This is a genomic window from Proteiniphilum sp. (genome assembly GCF_040307845.1).
In the GTDB taxonomy this organism is placed as follows: domain Bacteria; phylum Bacteroidota; class Bacteroidia; order Bacteroidales; family Dysgonomonadaceae; genus Proteiniphilum.
Genome location: NZ_JAWRIS010000004.1, coordinates 1 through 20,949 on the forward strand (window position 1 = coordinate 1; position 20,949 = coordinate 20,949).

At 45.8% G+C, this 20,949-nt stretch carries 22 protein-coding genes; 11 read left to right on the forward strand and 11 right to left on the reverse strand.

Translation table 11 applies throughout. From position 1 onward, the window contains the following. Positions 1-134: 134 nt before the first annotated feature. From ABV001_RS00210 to ABV001_RS00230, 5 genes are all read right to left on the reverse strand, one after another. A complete protein-coding gene (locus ABV001_RS00210; protein WP_352420937.1) occupies positions 135-494 on the reverse strand; it encodes a DMT family protein in 360 nt (119 codons plus the stop codon). A gap of 146 nt (positions 495-640) precedes the next feature. Beyond that, a complete protein-coding gene (locus tag ABV001_RS00215; RefSeq protein WP_352420938.1) occupies positions 641-964 on the reverse strand; it encodes a type II toxin-antitoxin system PemK/MazF family toxin in 324 nt (107 codons plus the stop codon). After that, positions 964-1,188, reverse strand: coding sequence for a DUF2281 domain-containing protein (locus ABV001_RS00220; protein WP_352420939.1), 225 nt, complete (start codon positions 1,186-1,188; stop codon positions 964-966). The genes ABV001_RS00215 and ABV001_RS00220 overlap by 1 nt, the downstream gene beginning before the upstream one ends. Positions 1,189-1,284: 96 nt before the next feature. Further along, positions 1,285-2,439 (reverse strand): dipeptide epimerase, encoded by a 1,155-nt coding sequence (locus ABV001_RS00225; RefSeq protein ID WP_352420940.1) that lies wholly within the window; start codon positions 2,437-2,439, stop codon positions 1,285-1,287. 4 nt (positions 2,440-2,443) lie between these two features. Continuing rightward, a complete protein-coding gene (locus ABV001_RS00230) occupies positions 2,444-3,622 on the reverse strand; it encodes an NlpC/P60 family protein (RefSeq protein WP_352420941.1) in 1,179 nt (392 codons plus the stop codon). A 131-nt stretch (positions 3,623-3,753) separates the two neighbouring features. Between ABV001_RS00230 and ABV001_RS00235 the strand changes: the two genes are divergently transcribed. Continuing rightward, positions 3,754-4,521, forward strand: a complete 768-nt coding sequence (locus tag ABV001_RS00235) for a protein-L-isoaspartate(D-aspartate) O-methyltransferase (RefSeq protein ID WP_294082179.1) — start codon at positions 3,754-3,756, stop codon at positions 4,519-4,521. 115 nt (positions 4,522-4,636) lie between these two features. Here ABV001_RS00235 and ABV001_RS00240 read toward each other — a convergent pair whose 3' ends face one another. The 5 genes from ABV001_RS00240 to spt form a co-directional block, all read right to left on the reverse strand. Next, positions 4,637-5,908: an LVIVD repeat-containing protein gene (locus tag ABV001_RS00240; RefSeq protein WP_352420942.1), complete on the reverse strand. Its 1,272-nt coding sequence runs from the start codon at positions 5,906-5,908 to the stop codon at positions 4,637-4,639. A gap of 95 nt (positions 5,909-6,003) precedes the next feature. After that, positions 6,004-7,374 carry an outer membrane beta-barrel protein gene (locus tag ABV001_RS00245; protein WP_352420943.1) on the reverse strand — a complete coding sequence of 457 codons (1,371 nt, stop codon included), beginning with the start codon at positions 7,372-7,374 and terminating at the stop codon, positions 6,004-6,006. A gap of 12 nt (positions 7,375-7,386) precedes the next feature. Next, positions 7,387-7,926, reverse strand: coding sequence for an RNA polymerase sigma factor (locus ABV001_RS00250; protein WP_352420944.1), 540 nt, complete (start codon positions 7,924-7,926; stop codon positions 7,387-7,389). Between the two features lie 223 nt (positions 7,927-8,149). Continuing rightward, positions 8,150-9,628 carry an IMP dehydrogenase gene (gene guaB, locus ABV001_RS00255; RefSeq protein ID WP_352420945.1) on the reverse strand — a complete coding sequence of 493 codons (1,479 nt, stop codon included), beginning with the start codon at positions 9,626-9,628 and terminating at the stop codon, positions 8,150-8,152. An 86-nt stretch (positions 9,629-9,714) separates the two neighbouring features. Further along, positions 9,715-10,908, reverse strand: a complete 1,194-nt coding sequence (gene spt, locus ABV001_RS00260; RefSeq protein WP_352420946.1) for a serine palmitoyltransferase — start codon at positions 10,906-10,908, stop codon at positions 9,715-9,717. A 242-nt stretch (positions 10,909-11,150) separates the two neighbouring features. On the opposite strand from spt, the gene ABV001_RS00265 reads away from it, so the two are divergent. The 7 genes from ABV001_RS00265 to ABV001_RS00295 all read left to right on the forward strand — a co-directional run bounded on the left by ABV001_RS00265 (position 11,151) and on the right by ABV001_RS00295 (position 17,002). Then, entirely contained in the window at positions 11,151-12,281 is a 1,131-nt protein-coding gene (locus ABV001_RS00265) for a helix-turn-helix domain-containing protein (protein WP_352420947.1), read from the forward strand. 153 nt (positions 12,282-12,434) lie between these two features. Beyond that, positions 12,435-12,794 (forward strand): hypothetical protein, encoded by a 360-nt coding sequence (locus ABV001_RS00270; protein ID WP_352420948.1) that lies wholly within the window; start codon positions 12,435-12,437, stop codon positions 12,792-12,794. Continuing rightward, the gene (locus ABV001_RS00275) at positions 12,727-14,019 is read left to right on the forward strand and encodes a helix-turn-helix domain-containing protein (protein ID WP_352420949.1); all 1,293 of its coding nucleotides are present in this window, start codon (positions 12,727-12,729) and stop codon (positions 14,017-14,019) included. The genes ABV001_RS00270 and ABV001_RS00275 overlap by 68 nt, the downstream gene beginning before the upstream one ends. 476 nt (positions 14,020-14,495) lie before the next feature. Beyond that, positions 14,496-14,663: a hypothetical protein gene (locus ABV001_RS00280; protein WP_352420950.1), complete on the forward strand. Its 168-nt coding sequence runs from the start codon at positions 14,496-14,498 to the stop codon at positions 14,661-14,663. Positions 14,664-14,709: 46 nt separating this feature from the next. Beyond that, a complete protein-coding gene (locus ABV001_RS00285; protein WP_352420951.1) occupies positions 14,710-16,362 on the forward strand; it encodes a hypothetical protein in 1,653 nt (550 codons plus the stop codon). A gap of 134 nt (positions 16,363-16,496) precedes the next feature. Then, positions 16,497-16,622, forward strand: coding sequence for a hypothetical protein (locus ABV001_RS00290; protein WP_352420952.1), 126 nt, complete (start codon positions 16,497-16,499; stop codon positions 16,620-16,622). 38 nt (positions 16,623-16,660) lie between these two features. After that, on the forward strand, positions 16,661-17,002 hold the full coding sequence (locus tag ABV001_RS00295; protein WP_352420953.1) for a hypothetical protein: 342 nt from the start codon (positions 16,661-16,663) through the stop codon (positions 17,000-17,002). Between the two features lie 109 nt (positions 17,003-17,111). Here ABV001_RS00295 and ABV001_RS00300 read toward each other — a convergent pair whose 3' ends face one another. Next, complete coding sequence (locus ABV001_RS00300; protein WP_352420954.1) at positions 17,112-18,386, reverse strand: ATP-binding protein; 1,275 nt, start codon at positions 18,384-18,386, stop codon at positions 17,112-17,114. A gap of 287 nt (positions 18,387-18,673) precedes the next feature. Between ABV001_RS00300 and ABV001_RS00305 the strand changes: the two genes are divergently transcribed. The 3 genes from ABV001_RS00305 to ABV001_RS00315 all read left to right on the forward strand — a co-directional run bounded on the left by ABV001_RS00305 (position 18,674) and on the right by ABV001_RS00315 (position 20,911). Further along, entirely contained in the window at positions 18,674-19,606 is a 933-nt protein-coding gene (locus ABV001_RS00305; RefSeq protein ID WP_352420955.1) for a Fic family protein, read from the forward strand. A gap of 109 nt (positions 19,607-19,715) precedes the next feature. Next, positions 19,716-20,003, forward strand: a complete 288-nt coding sequence (locus ABV001_RS00310) for a hypothetical protein (RefSeq protein WP_352420956.1) — start codon at positions 19,716-19,718, stop codon at positions 20,001-20,003. After that, entirely contained in the window at positions 20,000-20,911 is a 912-nt protein-coding gene (locus ABV001_RS00315; protein WP_352420957.1) for a TraB/GumN family protein, read from the forward strand. The genes ABV001_RS00310 and ABV001_RS00315 overlap by 4 nt, the downstream gene beginning before the upstream one ends. The last annotated feature ends 38 nt before the right edge of the window (positions 20,912-20,949 follow it).

The window sequence follows — 20,949 nt, forward strand, 5'->3', positions numbered from 1 at the left end:
GTAGGTTCATAATCTATTGATATTTAGACTATAAATATACAACTTTTCTATCATATGAGAAAATATATATCGTTAATTATCAACCGATTTTCCAGCAATTATCCTAATAAATGTTTAGGACTGATTGCGGATAATCATAAAATAAAATAAACCGCTAATACAAGAAAGACGAATCCAAGAAGGTGATTCCATTTTAATTGGGTACCGAAGGCGAGGAAAGAGAAAACGACAAACACGACTAATGTAATTACCTCCTGTATCACTTTCAGTTGCAAGAGAGAGAAACTCCCCCCGTTCCCTTCAAATCCGATACGGTTTGCCGGCACCTGAAAACAGTATTCGAAAAAGGCAATCAACCAACTGAAGACAATCACGCCGATAAGCGGCAGTTTACTGAACCATGCATTTTCAGCCAACTTCAAATGACCGTACCAAGCGAAGGTCATAAAAACATTCGAACAGATCAAAAGCCCGATAGTAACCAGATAGTTCATCGTAATAACCTAAAAAGAACGTTTTCGTTAAGCCAAATGAACAGAGCCAAGCTTGCTTGAGCTATGCCATGGCGAGAAAACGACTGAATTAATTCGAAGTAAAAAAATTGCGCAAATGTACGCACAAGTTTCTTATCTTCCAAAGGCTAATACGACAACTGAAATATTTTCTTCAGTCCTTTATCTAATTCACTCAACTTTTTATCATCCAATTTTCCAAGAAGCCCTAAAACTAACTTTTTTTCGATTGTCACGAGTTTTGCCACCTTGATAATTGACACTCTTTTCAATCCATTATCAGATGACGGATCCAACTCTATATCAACCTGTTCTTTTCGATGTAGTTGAGTAGAAATAAAGGCTACGATTACATCAAGGGTACTTACCGACAAAACCAATGCCGGTCGAACCTTATTACCTGAAAAATCGGTAAACGGGAATGATACCAGTACTATATCCCCTTTTCTCATCAGTATAACTCTTTTGCGTCAGATAGATGATAAATATCTTCCTCTTCTCTCAGAAAATCAAACACATCCTGATCACTTACCGTACTGTAAATAATTTCTTGAATTTCTGTATTTTCTTGTTTCTGTAAGAGGAATTCAGCAAAATCGATTACTTCCTCCACCTTGCTTTGTGGAAGTTTAGATAAAGATGATACCGCTTTTTGTATAATCGCTTCTCGTGTCATTTTGAAAACGATATTAAATCACACATTTCTACAAAGATAGCTGTTTTTCACAAACCAAACCTCTCAAAGACAAGAAGTGTGGCCTGTTCCGTTGTTTTAATTTACCGAAAATAGTTCTTTTGTCGGTTTTACGCCGATACCGGGCAGGTCGGAAGCGATGATCTTCCCGTTCTCCAACGTAGACCCGTCGAAACAATCATTCCCTATCAGAAGCGCGCCGTCGAGGTCGGCAAAATCCATCCCGGCATAGAGTTGCGACGCCGCCGATATGGCGCAGGATGTCTCGGTCATACACCCGATCATCACCTTCATCCCCAATGATTGAGCCAGTTGGCGCATCTTCCATGCTTCATGCATGCCGGTGCACTTCATCAGTTTGATGTTGATCCCGGAAAATACGCCCTTCATTCGCTCCACATCGGAGAGTCGCTGTATCGATTCATCGGCAAAAACAGGCAGGGGACTCTCTTCGGTGAGGCGGGCGATATTGTCCAGGTCATGTTTCGGCATCGGTTGCTCCACCATCACAATCCCTTTTTCCTTCAGCCAGAAAATCATGTCGAGCGCCTGCTGCCGGTCTTTCCATCCCTGGTTGGCATCCACTGCCAGCGGCAGGTCGGTCTCCGAGCGAATGGCTTCGATCATCCGCTTGTCATCGGAACCACCCACCTTCACCTTCAGGATATTGAACCGTCCCAGCGCTTCACGGGTCTTTTCACGTACCACCTCATCCGTATCGATACCGATGGTAAAGGTAGTATCCGGCACATTGTATTTGTCCAATCCATATATCTTATACCACGGTGTGCCTTCTATTTTTCCCGCCAGATCATGCAAGGCAATATCCACGGCCGCCTTCGCCGCGGTATTTCCTTCGGCGATACCATCCAGATAAGCGATTACCTCTTCCATATCACGGGAAGGGGTGAAAGCCGAAAGATCCACCTTCTTCAGGAATTCGATGACCGAAGCCTGCGTTTCACCCAGATAGGGAGGCAGGGATGCCTCACCATATCCTTCCAGACCATCGTAATCTATTTTCACCAGCACCACAGGTGTGGTGTTACGCGAGAACCCGGAGATGGTGAAGGTATGGTTCAATTGCAGGTCGTAGGGTGTCCAGGATAATTTCATATTTGCGTTTGATTGATTTCTTCTTGCCGGTCTACAGTCGGAAAATAATGATGGAGCCGCCAAAGTTGCCGCAGCCATGGCTGATAATTTCAGGAAATGACGACGATTTTGCTTCATACGCTCATTGTTTGTAAAATTCATTGTCAAAAATTCTCTCAATGCCCGGGGTTCCCACCTCTCCAATAATCCGTTTGGTGCGAAGGTAACGGTTTGCGTTGAACTCATCGTATAGTGGGTCATCAGGATCGAGGCTGCCGATATGGATATAGTCGGAAGCATGGATAAACCGGTTGTGGCCGATATAAATACCTACATGGATTACCCGTTCTTTGGACTTTCCATCATTCGCCTTTGTGCCGAAAAAGAGCAGATCGCCCGGCAAGGCCCCACTGAAATCGCCCTGATCGTCAATCAGTTTTCCACTGTGAACCTGTTGGGATGCATCACGCGCCAGAATAATCCCGTGCATGAAATAGACTGTTTTGGTGAATCCGCTGCAATCCATCCCCTTGGGAGAAGTGCCACCCCAAAGGTAGGGTATTCCCGTCAACCGATAGGCAGTATTGACGATACTCTCGCCGGTCAACTCGACACCTTTCAACCATTTTCCCGTTTCCAAAGCGTCTGATTTCCGGACATAGCCTTCCCGCCCGTCGGGATATTCCACCTGATAAAGTTTACCTTTCGACCCTTTTACGACCAGCATATTACCCGCCACCAAATCGGAAACCGGGAAGGCATCATTCTTCGGTTTACTTACCGACTGGGAAGAAAAGGCTGTGATGATCACTTTCGGCTTTTGCAGATATTCCTCTAATTCCGGCTTTGTCATCACCTTCACCGACCCATTTATCCAACCGATATACTGGTCGGGGGTCTGGATTCTCCTCCAGCCGGCCCTTTTCTCCAAAATCCTCACCGGCATCCCCAGCAATCCCTGTGATACCAGTTCCGAACCGTAACGGGGCTGGGCGCGCAGTGTGCCTACCGAATTATAGATCACACCCCATGTTGCATCACCCAGTTCCGAAGCGGGCAAGAGGCGGATACTGTCTTTCAGTTGGCCATACAGGCTTCCGGCCTGCACGATCAGTTCATCATAAGCATCGCGATTAGTTGTCTCGCCTTTCAGTATCACTGTATCTTCCCTTTGTGTCGCCACTATATCCCATATCTCTACCCGGCTATCAGGTACATATTTCTCCTTTACTCTTTTTATAACAGATGAAATCTCACTATTTTGCGACATAACTGACAGCGTTGAAAAGACCAGACCCAATAAAAAAACCGTTTTTCTCATTTTAATTGGCGGTGATTGAATTTGTGCGAAATATACGACTTTTTATCGAACTACAAATTATATCCTGAAAAAAACCTATAAAATACAGAATATCATTATCTTTGTGTTTATCACATTGAAAATCACATATTATGAAACGAGGAAAGCAGCATTCCATTCCGGTGGTGATCATGATTGCCCTTTTCTGTACGGGGCTGGTCACCTGCGCATCAAACAGCTCAAAAAAACACCCACAGAAATCCAACAGCAACATGATAGAAAATCAGCAAAAAAACAACGAAGCAAAAAAACTGGCCCGGGAATTAAAGAAAAAAGGTATTTCCGACGAACGGGTACTGTCGGCTATCGCCAATGTCCCGAGACATTCCTTTATCGATAAAAAACTATCCGCTTATGCATACCAGGACCGTCCTTTGCCGATCGAGAGCGGGCAGACCATTTCCCAACCGTTCACGGTAGCTTGGCAGACACAACTACTGCAATTGAAACCGGGAGAAAAAGTATTGGAGATAGGTACCGGAAGTGGATACCAAGCGGCAGTACTATGTGAAATGGAGGCGGAAGTATACAGCATAGAAAGGTACTATAATTTGTATGAAAGCGCCAAAGAAACCCTGAACGGATTGGGCTATTATCCGAATCTCTTCTTTGGTGACGGCTACGAAGGGCTACCCGAACATGCTCCCTTCGACAAGATACTAATCACGGCCGCACCCGAGAAGGTCCCGGAAAAACTGTTGCAACAACTGCGTGTGGGTGGATGGATGGTCGCTCCTGTAGGTGGGAGGGAAGGACAAAAGATGACCGTTATAAAACGGGTAAGCGAGCGTGAATTCAAGGAATCGGAGCACGGTGATTTCATTTTTGTGCCGATGCAGGAGGGGACAATAAAGCAATAATCCCTGAGAAGGAGTGCAAGATAAAAGGGGTTGAAAAAAAGGACGTAAGGAAGACTATAAAAAGCTGCCGCGGGATTTCTCCGACGGCAGCAGGAAATTGAGCAACAGGGAAGTTTTATTTACCGACCGGTAAACGGCTCAACTGCCTTATATTTTCCGGATCGGAATAATCGTACTGGTAAATACCATCTTCCGCGATCATCATCAATACGTTATTAAAGGGAATCACGTCAAATCCCACTATATTCTTGAAATGTGCAAGGACATTGTCCTTATGCATAATGGTCCTCGGATCCTCCGCGTTATAGACCCTCAGGCCGCCGTCACAGACAAAAAGCGTTCCGTTGTCTATTCCCAGTCCCCGCGGGCTTTCCATATTATAGGTCACGATATGTTTGGGCTGCCTGACATTGCTCACATCCACAATAATCAGTTCATTGGCAGTCTGCCCACAGAAAGTGCCTGAACGGATGGTGACATAGGCGATATCGTTTTCCACCACCACAGGGTCACAACCGAATACATGAGTAATCCTGGATTGATATTCCGGTTTCAGCGGATCTTCCAGAGAATAGATGATCATCCCCGTAGGCGTCCCCATAAACATGCAGTTTTTGTAGCTGAAGATGGTCTCCACATCAAATCCTACATACATATCCTGCCCTATCTTCCTGGGTGTTTCATCCGACAGGTCGAAAATACCGAGGTAATTACTCATCACGGTATACAAGTTATCCTGATAAATGGCAAACCGCGACATGGAACCCACAGCTCCCACACCTCCTCCGCCGGAAGGAGCACTGCTGTATGCCATGTCTTCGCTTACACCGCCCCAGCTCCACCAACGGGGTTTATAAGTACGGACCAGTTCTTTTTTCTCCACCGTTTTCCATCCGATAACAATACCGTTCGACCTGTCCATCGATGTAGCGTAATCGATGCCATACCCATTTTCCGTCGGAGGAAATGCTTGCGGGAACACCTCTTCTTTCCGTCCTTTGAACTCCGGCTTGGCGGGATCGTCGATATCGAACCAGACCAGATCAACATAAGAATCGGCATACAACACACCATTACGAACATGCATATCCGCATTTCCCAACAATTCGACAAAAGCGATGTTTTTCGGATTCGAGGGATCACGGTTATCAATCACATGTATCCCTTCCTCCGGCTGGGAGACATAGAGGAAATCGTTATAAAAAACAATTTTCCCCTGTTTTTCAATGGGCCTGGGCTGTTCCACATCCACCGCGCTCCTGAACTCGGCGGTCGACATAAAAACAGGCTCATTCACTGTGTAGGTCACGTATTCATCCACATAATCCTTACATCCCGGTAAAACAAATACACCGGTAATCAATAACAAGAAAGTCAGCTTTTTCATGATTACACAATTTTCTATAATTAAAAGTTAATAATTAAGAATTAAATTTCCGAAACACCTAACCACTTAGGCACTCATTTTTCATTCTTCACTTTTCACTTAAACCGGAATCTTATCCCCATATTCAGTCCGAATATCAACGGATTTTCGGTACGGGCGCTCATCGGTTGGTTATTGTTGAAATAGTAGACAATCCGGGGCTCACCAAACAGGCTCAGATTGCCCTGCAACCGATAACTGAACCCGGCACCCGCTTGTGCGGAAAACTGGAAACCGTTGATGCTGCTACCTATTTTGGTATGGTACACGATGCCGCCATTATGTTCAATCTCCTGCTTGTAAATGGAACGGAGCCCTTTTTCAATGCTGGCCCCACCCAACAGATATACATCCCATGCGTCATTCTGCCATACGGTATACCTCAAGTTCAAGGGTATACCTATATAATGCTGTTGCAATGTGCCCCGGTAAATGAATTGATCATTTCGCCTGTAACGTGAGAATAGATAAGTGTATGACAATCCGGTCTCCAGGGTCATGTCTTTAGCTATCGGAAAATCGGCCGTCAGACTGAAAGATACAGGCAGACGATGGACTACATCGGTATAATCGCCCGGTGTAAGCAGATTGTAATCGCCGCCGGAACCTACACCGCTCCCGTCATTATAATCTCCACCCGGAAAATTGTCGTACACATTATCGGCACCATGCCCCCCCAATGAGAAATCCAGAGGAACGCCTCCACTACCCAGCGCGGCCATCAATGAGTGTGGTTTTTCAGTTTGGTCGGGTTCTGAAGATCCGATCTGCTCCGCAAAGGCTGTTGTTTGAACACTTTTTTCAAGTTTTGGGATTTCCTCCGGCTTTTGGTTTTTTTCCGGTTTTGAAGTCTTTTCCGGCTCTGATGTTTTTTCCGACTTTGATATTTTTGCCGACTTTGACATTTCGTCCAATTGTATAACTTCTTCCAATTTGGGAAATTCTTCCGGTCTTAGAAGTTCTTCCTGTTCTGAAGTTTTTTCCTGTTTGGGAATTTTCCCAGTTTCCCCGGTTTTTTTCAACATTCCCCTGCTATTACCAACAATCTGATCCGGATCCAATTTCTTACCTGTACTGTTTTTTATATCATCATGGATAATATCCGGTACAACCTCCCCTTGTGCTTTTTGTTTGGGAGATGGCGTGTGCTCCGTGGATTGTGTATTCTCCGTAGATTGTGAGTTCTCCGTAAGCAAAGGCCCGTCATCCACAGGATTCCACAAAAACAATATCGCCAGCACCACTACTGCCACACCGGCTGCCGTCCAATACCAGGAGCCAGAAACAGTTTTTTTGCGTGGCGGGAGCTTTTCCGCCAGCGAATCCCACACGTCGGGACCGACAGGTATCTGATGCGCGCGCAGCTTCTCTCCGACTTTCTTCGAAAAGTCATCCGGCTTATCTATGTATTGATCATCTGACCGCATCTTCTCTCCCTGTTATCTATTATACTCCAGTAACTGTGTAACTCTCTTTTGCAACAATTGCCTTGCCCTGAAAAAGAATGACCGTGACGTACTTTCGGGTATATGCAACAATGCCCCAATTTCCTTATGACTAAACCCTTCTACAGCAAATAAATTAAAAACCGTTCGATGAATATCCGGAAGTTCGCTGATGCAAAGCATTAAATCGTCAGCTGTGATATCTGCCATATCGGGGGTATTTTCAGAACATTCCATCTGAACGTCCGTTAACAGTTCCTTTTGCTTCAGCCGGTTCTTTTTTCGCATATAATCGAGTGAAGTATTCACAAAAATTTTTCTTATCCATCCCCCAAAAGAACCTTTTCCCGAATATTGCCCTATCTCTACAAAAATTTTCAGGAACCCTTCCTGCAACACATCCTTGGCATCTTCCACATCGGAGACATACCGCCTGCAAAGCGCCATCATGGACGGGGCGTACTGATCGTACACCTCTTTTCTCGCCCACAATTTTCCCTGCTTGCAAGCAAGTATTAATCGTTGTTCCGACATAAAATTTCCCTGTTTATTATAATGACGTTTGCTGAATGCAAAACGTTGCAGTAGAGATAAAAAATTTTCAGGTGATCTGATTTTGATGGAGATTGAAAGAAATTGATCGAAATTGATATTTGAAAAATCAAAATATTAAAAAAATTAGAGTCAAGAATCTGAACAACTCATAAATATTGTCTTGATTCCTGACTCTAAAAATCCTGGCTCTACCGTGAGGGGTTTATTCGGTTTCCTTGCTGTAATTCGGCGCTTCGCGCGTGATCATCACTCCGTGGGGATGACTCTCCGCATAACCTGCAGAGGAGATACGGGTGAATTTGGCCTCATGCAGCCTTCCGATATTTGCTGCTCCGCAGTAACCCATACCGGAACGTAGCCCCCCTACCATCTGATAGATCACCTCCTGCAGTGTTCCTTTGAATGGCACACGGGCTTCGATGCCTTCCGGAACAAGTTTCTTGATATCATCTTCCACATCCTGGAAGTAGCGGTCCTTGGAGCCCTGTTGCATGGCTGAGAGCGAACCCATTCCCCGGTAGGATTTGAATTTACGGCCATTGAAGATAATAGTCTCGCCCGGCGACTCTTCCGTACCGGCCAGCAAAGAGCCCATCATCACCGAAGAACCACCTGCTGCCAACGCTTTCACTATATCTCCCGAATAGCGTAACCCGCCATCGGCAATCACCGGAACCCCCGTGCCTTTCAGGGCAGTGCCCACTTCGTAAATAGCCGATAACTGGGGTACTCCAACCCCCGCGATTACACGGGTAGTACATATCGACCCCGGGCCTATCCCCACTTTCACGGCATCGGCACCGGCATCGACCAAAAACCTGGCTGCATCGGCAGTGGCGATATTACCCACCACCACGTCAATTTCGGGGAACGTCTTCTTTACTAATTTCAGCATCTCTCCTACCCCTTTGGAATGTCCGTGCGCGGTATCTATCACGATCGCATCCACACCCGCTTCAATAAGGGCGGTGGCACGCTCAATGGAATCATGTGTAACACCAATTCCCGCCGCCACACGCAGCCGTCCCTGTGCGTCTTTACAGGCAAACGGCTTATCCTTTGCCTTGGTGATATCTTTATAGGTGATCAGGCCGATCAACTTATTGTTGGAATCGACCACGGGCAGTTTTTCGATCTTATGCTGTTGAAGGATTTCAGCGGCATCTTCCAGATTGGCTGTCTGGCGTGTGGTGACCAAATTTTCTTTGGTCATCACCTCGCTGATTTGTTTCTCCATCGACTTCTCAAAGCGGAGATCACGGTTGGTGACGATACCTACCAACCTATTGTCACCGTCCACCACAGGAATTCCTCCAATTTTGAACTCCGCCATCATGGCCAATGCGTCGGACACTTTTCTGTCGGGCGTAATACTGATAGGATTCAGGATCATGCCATTTTCCGCACGTTTCACTGCCCGCACCTGCTTGGCCTGTTGTGCAATGCTCATATTCTTATGGATCACACCGATCCCACCCTCACGGGCAATGGCAATAGCCATCGTGGTTTCGGTCACCGTATCCATGGCAGCCGACACCATGGGAATATTAAGCGATATATTTCTGGAAAACTGCGTAGAGAGATCTACATTCTTGGGGAGTACCTCCGAGTAGGCGGGCACTAACAGAAGGTCGTCGAACGTCAACCCTTCCATGATAATTTTATTTGCAATAAATGACATAAGTTTTCACTTTAAATTTTTATTGCATACAAAAGTAAGTATTTTTTCGCGAACTAATCCGATCTGTGATGTTAATTTTGATGATACTATGGCAAGATATCCAGTTTTTTGAATATTTGGGTAATATGTTCAAGGGAATAATCTATCTGCTCCTTGGTATGGGTTGCCATCAACGAATAGCGGATAAGCGTGTCGCCCGGGGAAACCGCCGGAGATACGACCGGATTGACAAAGATGCCCTCTTCAAACAGGAGTTTGGTGACAAGGAATGTCTTATCGTTGTCACGCACATAGAGTGGCATAATAGGTGTTGCCGTCGGCCCCAGTTCAAACCCTCTCTCTTTGAATTGATTGATCGCGTAATGGGTGAGCTCCCACAAATTCTTCACCCGTTCGGGCTCCGATTTCAATATATCCAACGCGGCTGATGCGGCGGCAGTCGCAGCCGGAGTGATACTTGCGCTGAATATATTAGTCCGTGCATTATGGCGTAAATAATTGATCACAGGATAATCGCCGGCCACAAATCCGCCGATGGAGGCGAGTGATTTGCTGAAAGTACCCATCACCAGGTCCACATCACCCAGTAGCCCGAAGTGGTCACACACGCCACGCCCACAATATTTCCGACCCAGGACGCCCAGGCTATGGGCTTCATCCACCATGATATTGGCATTGTATTTCTTCGCCAGTTTCACAATCTCGGGAAGATTAGCCAGGTCGCCTTCCATGCTGAAAACCCCGTCTACCACAATTAACTTCACCTTTCCCTGATGGCAACGTTTTAGCTGCTTCTCCAAATGCGCCATATCGTTATGGCGAAATTTAAATTTTGTAGAATAGGAAGTACGCAACCCCTCTATAATAGATGCATGGTCCCTTTCATCCCAGATAATAAAATCATCCCTCCCGGTCATACATCCCAATACGCCCTCATTGACGGAGAAACCGGTAGAGAAGACAATGGCTTCATCCTTATTCATAAAGTTAGCCAATTTCCGTTCCAACTCGATGTGGATATCGAGTGTACCGTTCAGGAAGCGGGAACCGGCCATCCCGGTACCATATTTTTTTGTGGCGGCAATGGCCGCCTCCTTTACTTTCGGATGATTGGTCAACCCCAGGTAGGCATTTGAACCGAACATCAACACTTTTTTCCCGTTGATGACGACCTCGGTATCCTGGTCACTCTCAATAGCCCGGAAATAGGGGTAGATACCCGCAGCCTTTGCACGCTGTGGAGCATCATATTTCATCATTTTCTCCCTTAAAAGATTCATCTAAAAAAAATTTAAAGAATAAGCCCCCACTTAAAAAGTACCGGAAGCATCTTTTCATGCATGAACGCAATCAATTTGCAAAGATAGCAATTAATTTAATTTCCGAAGTAGGGTTAATTTTGAAATATGGAGAATAGACCTGAAACTAAGTTTTCATAAACTTTTTGAATGATTCGTCAGTGAAATAGTACTTTCTATCCGCAGAATTGAATATTTTTGCAGGAGAAAAATCTCTGCATAATATGAATCTGTTCGAACCGGTTCCATTCTACTATGTACTAACTTTCGCGACTTCTTCCGTCATCATGGTGCTGGCCGCGATGTTGGCAGGCATGCATATCCCGCCGGATGAAAAGCTTTCCAATCTCCGGTCGGCAAGGTTTTACCTGTCGCTCTCCTACCTGGTACTGGGCATATCCGGATTTTTCAGTTTTTTCATACAACGCGAGACGGAAGACAAAATGCTGCTGGCCTCCTCTACCCTGGTCATCGCCTCTTACCAGGCATTGCTCTTCACCTACACCATATTGGCATTGATACAACCGCTTTATGTCAAACGGAGAATGATCGTGTGGCAGTTGGCAATTATTACTGCCGCGAGTGCTCTTTTACTGGCTGCCTTGTTGCTGCTTCCGCACTCTTCTTTCCTTATAGTTTTTGCCGTGGCGGTGACAGCCTATTTCTTCCAGATTACCTTTTATACCCATACCTTCAGGTCACAATATAAAGTGTGTCTCAATTCTTTGGAGAACTATTACGAAGAGGATGAAAAGATCCGTCTTCGTTGGACCCGTTTCGGATTTTACAGCGCATTGGCGGTCGGCATCCTCGCGCTGGTGTCACTGTTTATGGATTATTATTTTTATGCCCTGTTTTCCGTTATCTATACAATTTATTATGCCTATATGGCCGCCAGGTTATATAATTACCAGATAGATTTTCAATTCGCGATCCCTGTCATCACGCAAAGGGAAGATGAGGAGAAGCCTCAGGAGACAGTTGACGATGAGGAATCTGCCCGCCTTGCAGCACAAAGCGAACAGTTCAGGCGTGTGCTGGCGCGATGGGTGGCCGACAGGAAATTCACCAAAACGGATATCAGTGTCGAAGAAATAGCCCAATCGCTCGGCGTAAGCCGCAGTTTCCTACAATATTACTTCAGGACCTACATGCAGACCGATTTCCGTATATGGCGCTCAGGGCTGCGCATTGAGGAGGCACAATCCATCCTCAGGGACAATCCCGGCATCTCACTCGAGAATGTACGCGAGCTGGTCGGTTTCAATCATCGGGCGAACTTCCACCAGCAGTTTCAAAAAATCACGGGGCTAACCCCCACGGAATACAGAGAACAATACTTAAAACAACCGTAAACTCTTGGCTTGCCGGAACCTTGCAAATTGATTACTTTTTTGTTATTTTTTTGCGTGTATTTAAAAAAATAACCAACAAAAAATCACAGTTACGGGCAAACTGCATATATTTGCTACAGTACAGACACATCTTAATGTAAGTCCACTATAACGATGAGGTGCTATTACAGGAATTTTATTTTTCTATTTTTCATTTCGGCACTGTGCACTTACCCCGCCTTCCCGCAGGACGAGACGCAAGCTCCAGAAGATGTACCGCCCAATGCCACCCAACGCCGGGGTGACAGCCTGCTCAACAGCCTGATGGACAACCTGCGCATGAATCGTTTCGACAAAGTGGACAAACATGCGGGCAAGACGTTGGCATTCCTAAAGGAACATGCGCTCACCGACGCCATGTACATGGCTTACAAGCAACAGATACTCAGCTATTGCAGGAGGGGGGATGTACGAAAAGGCACTGGCGGAGATAGAGGAGGTATCCCGGCAGGCACACCGCCAAAACGATCATGAAGGCCGTTTTTACATGCAATACCTCATGGGCGTGACCTATATGCACCAGAACCGGCTTTCGGAAGCCGAAAAGCATTACCGGCAGAGTATTGAAGAAGCAGCGGGGATGAATAAAAGACCATTCGGGCTTATCGGGGTATATTTCGAATTGTGCAATATGCTGCAGGCCACCGGCCGCTTAGATGCGTTTTTCGAAATGGCGGGAGAAACTGAAAAGCTTCTGGATGAAATGACCGGGGAAAAACCTGACAACCCGCAACATACCAACAGAGTCAATTTATGGACATTGTATGCTTTTGCCTATAGCTTCATGGGCGATTTCGATAACGCAGAGTCCTATTGCGACCGAATCGACAACCTGCGCGAGGCCGATACCGTGTCGTTGGGAAACACCACCTACCTGCGCGCCCAGATATGGGAGGCGAGGGGCGATTATGACAAGGCGCTGACATATATCAACCGGGCCATTGAGATTGATCCCACCTACAGCTATGCCCGGTTCACCAAGGTGAGGATCTTGTCGCGCAAGGAGAACGCACCCCTGACCTGGGCGGAGACCGAAAAGACAGTGACCTACATCGACTCGCTGCGTGATGCTTCTTTCAACAGGCAACTCGACGAGCTTCATACCCAATATGAGGTAGACAAGCATATCGCGGAAAAAGAGAAAACACGCCAGTTGATGTATTTCGCCCTTGCCGGATGCCTCTTGTTGCTCGTCACCCTCGGCATCCGGATCTATTATAGCCGAGAGGTCACCAGGAAAAACAAGACGCTGGCAAAACAGATAAAAGAGATCCAGGCACAATATGAGAAGGCAGAAACAGCACTGCTCAATAAAACCGGTTTTGGCACGAAAAACGGGAACAATAACCTTCGCCCTGAAAAACGAAAAGAGCAACTATGTATGGACATCCGAGACACGCTTCTTAAAGAGAAGGCATACCGCGACCCGGGTATCACCCGCGACCGGCTAATCGCGGACTTAGGCACCCATAAGGATCTCTTTATCGAAGCTTTCCAGCAATGTTTCGGCATGTCGTTCACCGAGTATGTCAATTTCCTCCGCCTAAAGGAAGCCATTGCCCTGCTCGAAGAGTCGAAGCTCTCCATCGAGGAAATCTCCGAAAAGGTGGGTTTCGGGTCGGTAAGAACCCTGCAACGGCAGTTTCAGGTCAAATACAACATGTCACCGAAAGACTATCGAAAGGCGGCCATCGCATAAATTCCCCATATCCTACATCCCTTTTACATTCTATGTAAGACTTACTTAAGACCTACTTTGGTCTAATTTATTCGAACAAGGTACGAACAAGGTACGAGCGAGGTACGAGTAAAGTACGAGTGAAATAGGAGTGAAACAAGCCGGTTATGTCCACATATCTATGGCGGATTACTATAGTGTACTTAAAAAGTGTACCGGACGCAAAAAGTGAATTCAGTTTGTACAGTATCCTGTTATTTTTTGTCCGGAAAAGTGTTATTTTTATAAAAATAGATTCTCATACAATACTGGTAATCAGCGAAAACTAAATTGTCGTGTTTTTCGGACGAATTGTCGCATAAAATTCAGGCTCTCCGGAATATATTTGTACCAATAAAAACAACAAATGTACGCGAGAAGGAAAAGTGGAAAATAAAACAGACGCCAACAGAAATAACAATAATGAATCCAACCAGTATTTAACTAAAAAAAGAACAATGGAAACAAAACAAACCAATCAAATGCGAAATAACCTGCAGGAAGAGGTAATGGAAGCTTACGAGAAGCCGGCTATCGAAGTGATAGAGATGGAGATGGAGGGCATCCTCTGTGCCAGTGGAGACAACTTTAACCCCGGAGGAGGTGGTGGAGATTCCTGGGAATAACGTGAAACACAAACATGTATCAAGAAACCTAAACAATTTATTGAAGATGAAGAAAAATCATTTATTGCTGATCACAGCAACAGCCCTGCTCCTTGGCGCATGCAATAACGACGATATACTAACCGGACAACCGGAAGAAAAGGGTTCCGCCCCGCAAGTGGTTGCCACCGTGGAACAAATCCCGGACACCCGGGCAGGCGTAGTGGAAGACGCGGATTATACCAAAGGCGAACAGTTCTACTGGAGCAACAAGGATGCAACCACCGTATTTTTTAGAAACTCAAGCATGACGAATGCCATAGAATACAAAAGAACGGACTATGAAGCAAACGTTGCGCAAGGTGTACAAAGCAAGAACTGTACATTTGATGTTATCCAGTCTGAAAATATTGACAATGGGCAATACACAGCCTATGGCTTCTTCCCGACATCGGCTTGGAAACTCGCCCCTTATTTTTTAGATTATTTAACAGCAAACACACCTGCTCTCCAAACGCAAAACCAGCCAAACTCCACACATCTGGGGCAATACATGTTGATGAAAGCGCAAAACGATGTAACCATCGATGGTGAAAACTCCATTAATCTCAGTTACAAGCATCTGGCGTCGGTATTACGTTTCGCTGTATGGAATAATTCCGGAGACAATAATTTGAAGTTGACAAATATTAATGTAAAGTTAAGTTCTGGCAAAGCAGTTTTTGCTACTAATGCTAAATTAGATGATGCCGATGCTGTTTCACTCACCGTTACTAATTCTTCGAAAGTTCTGGGGTTGACTTTGCAATTAACGGGCGATGCCCGCAATTTTTCCACTAAAGACGGTAAAAGCCAGTGTGAAGGCTACATGGCTGTGTTGCCTACAGACGCGGACGCTTTCATAAATTCCGATAATGTAATCATTGAGCTATCCCTCACTGATGGAACGAATAATTACCTTGTCACTAAAACTTACCATATAGGAACTGACCTCGGTTTTCTTTCCAATGGTATTGAGCAGGGCAAAAGCTATTACTTCCGATTAAAAGTTGATGCTGACGATCTTCTTAACCCTCTGAGCGGTACATCTTATGCTGTGGGCGATTACTGGCCGGACGCAACCGCCCCCGAAGGTATCGTATTTTGGGTGAAACCGGGCAGATTTGGTACTCAAGGCAAAGTAGTGGGGTTGAATGAAACCTATATTTCGAAATGGGGTCCTGATAAGGATGAAGCCGCCGCCGGGGTAACAGGCATCCAAAGCTTGACAGACGGGGCCACGGCAACCAGGAGTATGATTGCCGAATATAAGAGTATCGGAACGTTTGCTGCTGATTATCCTGCATTCTACCATATTTATAATACGGTGAATGGAGGTAACGAGAATGGCGTTTGGTATCTACCTGCCAGGGATGAATTAAAAATGCTTTTCGCCGGATATAGCGGCAAAGTCTATGAAAGCATCACGGATTGGACTACCAATAACATGCCGGACTATAATTCGGTAGACTGCATAGCAGCCCGAACTGAATTCAACACAAAGCTCACCGCAAAAAGTGGAATGGCTATTAACGGCAGCGGTAATGAAGTCAGCCAATGGTATCTGTCTTCATCTGAGATCTCCGAGGATCAGTTTTATAGTTTGAACCTCGAAGAAGGCAAATACAGTAGTGACCCAAAATCCATTGATAGTAATATCCGTTGGATACGGGAATTTTAGAAGCGGAAAGGAAAAGTGGAAAATAAAACAGGCCTCAACAGAAATAACAATAATGAATCCAACCAGTATTTAACTAAAAAAAAGAAGAATGGAAACAAAGCAATCCTGTAAGAAACAACCCGCGGGAAGCGGGGATGGCGTTAGATGAAAAGCCGGCCATCGAAGTGATAGAAATGGAAATGGAGGGTATCCAGTGCGCCAGTGGAGACGGAGATCCCTCAAGTCTTCCCGGTCTTGGCGACGGCGGATCGGCCTGGTAAACGACAGTATAAACCCAACAACTTTCAAAAGAAAAAAGATGAAGCACAACGCACTTCTTTTTACAGCATTCGTGATGATATCACTGCTGTGGGCCTGCAGCCAGCAGGAAGAGATCATGGAAACGGTGGCCGCCGCCAAAGGCACCACCACAATCGTGGCATCCACCGGCAACGCCGCCGGCACAAGGATCGCCTTCACCGACGAAGGCGCTGACGGGGTAAAGCAGGCATGGGAGGCAGGTGACCAATTCTTGCTCTATGATGATAACGGGAATTACGCCGTCAACCTTACCGTAGGTGAGGTAGAACGTTCACAGGTGAATGCCGATGACATAAAATGGCGGGGCTACGGGCCATTCAGAAGTATCACCATCCGATAACCGGGCATCGTATGCAGGGGGCTTCCCAAACGGCTCACCTATATTTCAAGTAGCCGGGCACAATGCCCGGCTAACACCAGTATTGCGTTTTAGCTACCTATTTGTTGCATCAATCTTTCAAGCACCCAATAGGAACAATATAGCTCCCATCTTCGTCTCTATAAGCATAATTTCCGGTACCCGTCAATACCATTCGAAAGGACGGAGCTTTCATCTTTGTGGTGTCAATGACATCCGATAGCGCCTTCAACGTTTTCTTCCCATCGGCAATCAAGCTGTCTCCCCCAAGCTTTATCTCAACGAGGCCATACTGCCCGTTACGAAGGTGGACAACAGCATCGCACTCAAGGCCATTACTATCCCTATAGTGATAGAGGTTCCCATCAAGCGACTGGGCATATACCCTTAGATCACGCACGCATAAGGTTTCAAACAATAACCCCATGGTGTTAAGGTCATTGATCAAGTCATCGGGGCCGGCACCCAGAGAAGCCGTGGCAATGGAAGGATCAATGAAATACCGTGTGTCCGATGTCCTGATAGCCGCTTTAGAACGGAGGTTGGGGTTCCAGGCAGGAGAATCTTCTATGACGAAAATTTTCTTTAAGGCATCAATGTACGAACTGACGGTTTCCGCATGGATTGTCTCCACATCATTGGTCACAATATCTTCCCGGATAGTTGCCAAAGAGGTTTGAGAGCCCTGGAAACGGGCCAGAGAGCGCATGATGCGATGTGCCCGGTGACTATTCCGGTCTACTCCGTCTACTCTTGAAATATCATTGTTCACAACAGCATCATAATAGTTCTCCGCCTGTCGCAGGGCTGCCTCCCTGCGCATACCAAGTGTCCGGGGCCAGCCTCCCCGGCAAATAAGGAAAGCTAAATCATCGATATTCAACCCATTCTGCCCATCAATAAATACAGGTGCTTCAAACAAACTCCGCAAACTTACTTCGCCATTCGATTCACCGGACTCCCATAAGCTCATTGGCCGCATGGTTAACCAGGAAAAACGACCTGTGCCTGTATGATGCACTTTTGAACGGTCGGCCGGCACCGCAGACCCTGTAAGAATAAACTGGCCCAAGCTATCACGATGATCTACCGTAAATCGAATACTATCCCATAATTGAGGGGCAATCTGCCATTCATCAATCAAACGAGGGGTATCTCCTGCCAGCAATCGCTTTGGATTGATTTCTGCCAATTTAATATTTTGACCCATTTCTGCCGGATCATCCATATATATAATGCTCTTTGCATGTTGTTCGGCAGTGGTAGTCTTACCACACCATTTGGCACCTTCTATGAGTACAGCACCACTTGATTCGAGTTTTTGAGACAATATATTGTCCACTATCCGTTTTTTATATGCAGCCATATCCTATTTGAGTGAATGGATTATCATCAGCAAAGTTACAAGAATAATTTATAATTCCGCCATTTATAGCAATTTTATCTCGTCAATTGTAGATATTTTATTCCGTCAATTGTAGATATTTTATTCCGTCAATTGTAGATGTTTTATTCCGTCAATTGTAGATGTTTTATTCCGTCAATTGTAGATGTTTTATTCCGTTGTTTGTAGCGGACGCAAAAAGTGGTCATCCCTTTAGCAGCAGGGCAGAGGTTTCATCGTTATTGTCCAACGCTCCGAGCGATAGTACGATGAAAAGGCTGATAACCAATGCAATTTCACAGGGATTGATTGAGATGCATGGCCGTGGTCCCGCCACCAGATACACCCTTTCACCGCAAGCGCATGTCTCCATGCCGCTCGACATGAACAGCTATTTCGAAAAAGATGTGGACGAACGAAAGATACAAGATGCGTTCAATTTCACGCTACTCAAAAGCCTCCTTCCCAAAGTATCCTTGTTTACCGATGATGAAATGATTGTGTTGAATGCGGCACAGCAAACATTTCGAGAGCATATTGCCAGCATGACCGAATTGGAATATTTCAAAGAAATGGAACGCCTCGGAGTAGATTTATCATGGAAATCTTCGCAGATAGAAGGCAATACTTATTCATTACTTGAAACAGAACGGCTATTGAAAGAAAAGCAAACTGCGCAAGGCAAGACAAAAGAAGAGGCGATCATGTTGCTTAATCACAAAGATGCCCTCGATTTTGTACTTGCAAATCCCGATTATTTGAGAGAAATCACCATACGCCGGATAGAAGAAATCCATTCGCTTTTGACCAAGGAACTGGGTGTTGACCGGAATATCCGTCGTCGACGTGTAGGTATTACGGGAACCAATTACCGCCCCCTCGACAACGAGTCTCAGATTCGGGAAGCGCTCGAAGATAGTTGCGCGCTCATCAACACCAAATCAAATATCTTCGAAAAAGCGCTACTCTCCCTGGTACTACTCTCCTATATCCAACCTTTTAGTGATGGCAACAAACGTACGGCACGTATCACCAGTAATGCTATCCTGATAGCCAATGGCTATTGCCCGATTTCATTCCGCACGGTCGACTCGGTGGATTATAAGAAAGCAATGCTGATGTTCTATGAACAAAACAACATCGCTGCTTTCAAACGAATATTTATCGATCAGTTTGAGTTTGCCGTAAAGACCTATTTCTAATTTTTTTGGACTGAAGAATGAAAAAGTTTAATTAAAAAGTGGTACCTAAACAGGCACTAACACCAAAATTTTATCTACTTTTATTCCCTGAAGCATAAAACGAGTAGATATGGACAATAAATACAAAAAGCTGGTGAAGTGCTTATTGCTGGATGCCGTGGGTATGGCGTCATTAACCATTCCGGTCGTCGGGCCGTTCCTCGATGTGGTGTGGGCGCCCATAGCCGCGTCCATCAGCTACAAGATGTTCGGAGAGAGAAAAGGTAAATATACCTCGCTGATTACGTTTATTGAAGAGTTATTGCCTGCTACCGACGTGATCCCCTCCTTTACGATTTTCTGGTTCTTATTCGATTTCCTGGGAATAGGGAAAGAAACACAAAAAATAATTATATGAACTACAAAAAAATCTTTTTCGCTGTCACGGCGATATGCTTATTCCTCTCTTGTTCCACCGGTGCATCCACAGAAAAGGGAAACGCCCTGCTATGGAAAATATCGGGAAACGGATTGCAAAAACCTTCCTATATTTTCGGGACACACCACCTTGTACCTGTCTCCTTTCTGGACAGTATCCCCGGTATTGAGGCCGCTTTCGACGAGACAGAACAAACCGTGGGCGAACTCGATATGGGTGATATGCCGGAGATGCAAATGAAGATTATGGGCGAAGCCATGATGCCACCGGAGGTGACCTATGAGACCCTCCTTCCGCAGGAGGATGTAGCACTGGTGGACAGTATGCTCCGGGACATAATGGGTATAGGACTCACTCAGATGGGGCAGTTGAAGCCGGCCATGCTCTCCAACCTGATCTCGGTTTCGCTTTATCAAAAATATTATCCTTCCATCGCTTCGGCACAGAATATCGACCAGTACTTCCAGGAAGAGGCGCAGAAACGTGCACGTCCCGTGGTGGGACTGGAAACGGTAGAGAACCAGATTTACGTATTGCTCAACGCGCAATCACTGGAGCGACAGGCCGAGTTGCTGGCTTGCATGGTGAAACATCCCGAAATGCTAAGAGAGCAGATGGATAAACTGCAGGCAGCCTACCATGCACAGGACATCCAGGCTCTCCGTAAATTATATGAAGAGGAAACGCCGGATGATCCCTGCCCCTCCACGCAAGAGGAGATGAACCTGCTGAATGGCGACCGCAACAAAAAATGGCTTGCACAACTCCCCGCCATCATGAAAGAGAACTCCTCTTTTATTGCCGTCGGCTGCCTCCACCTCCCGGGCGATGACGGGGTGCTCGAAGGATTACGTAAGCAGGGATACCAAGTGGAAGCGGTGAAATAGATTTTTAGAATCAAGGCTTTTTGATCCAAGATTTTTCG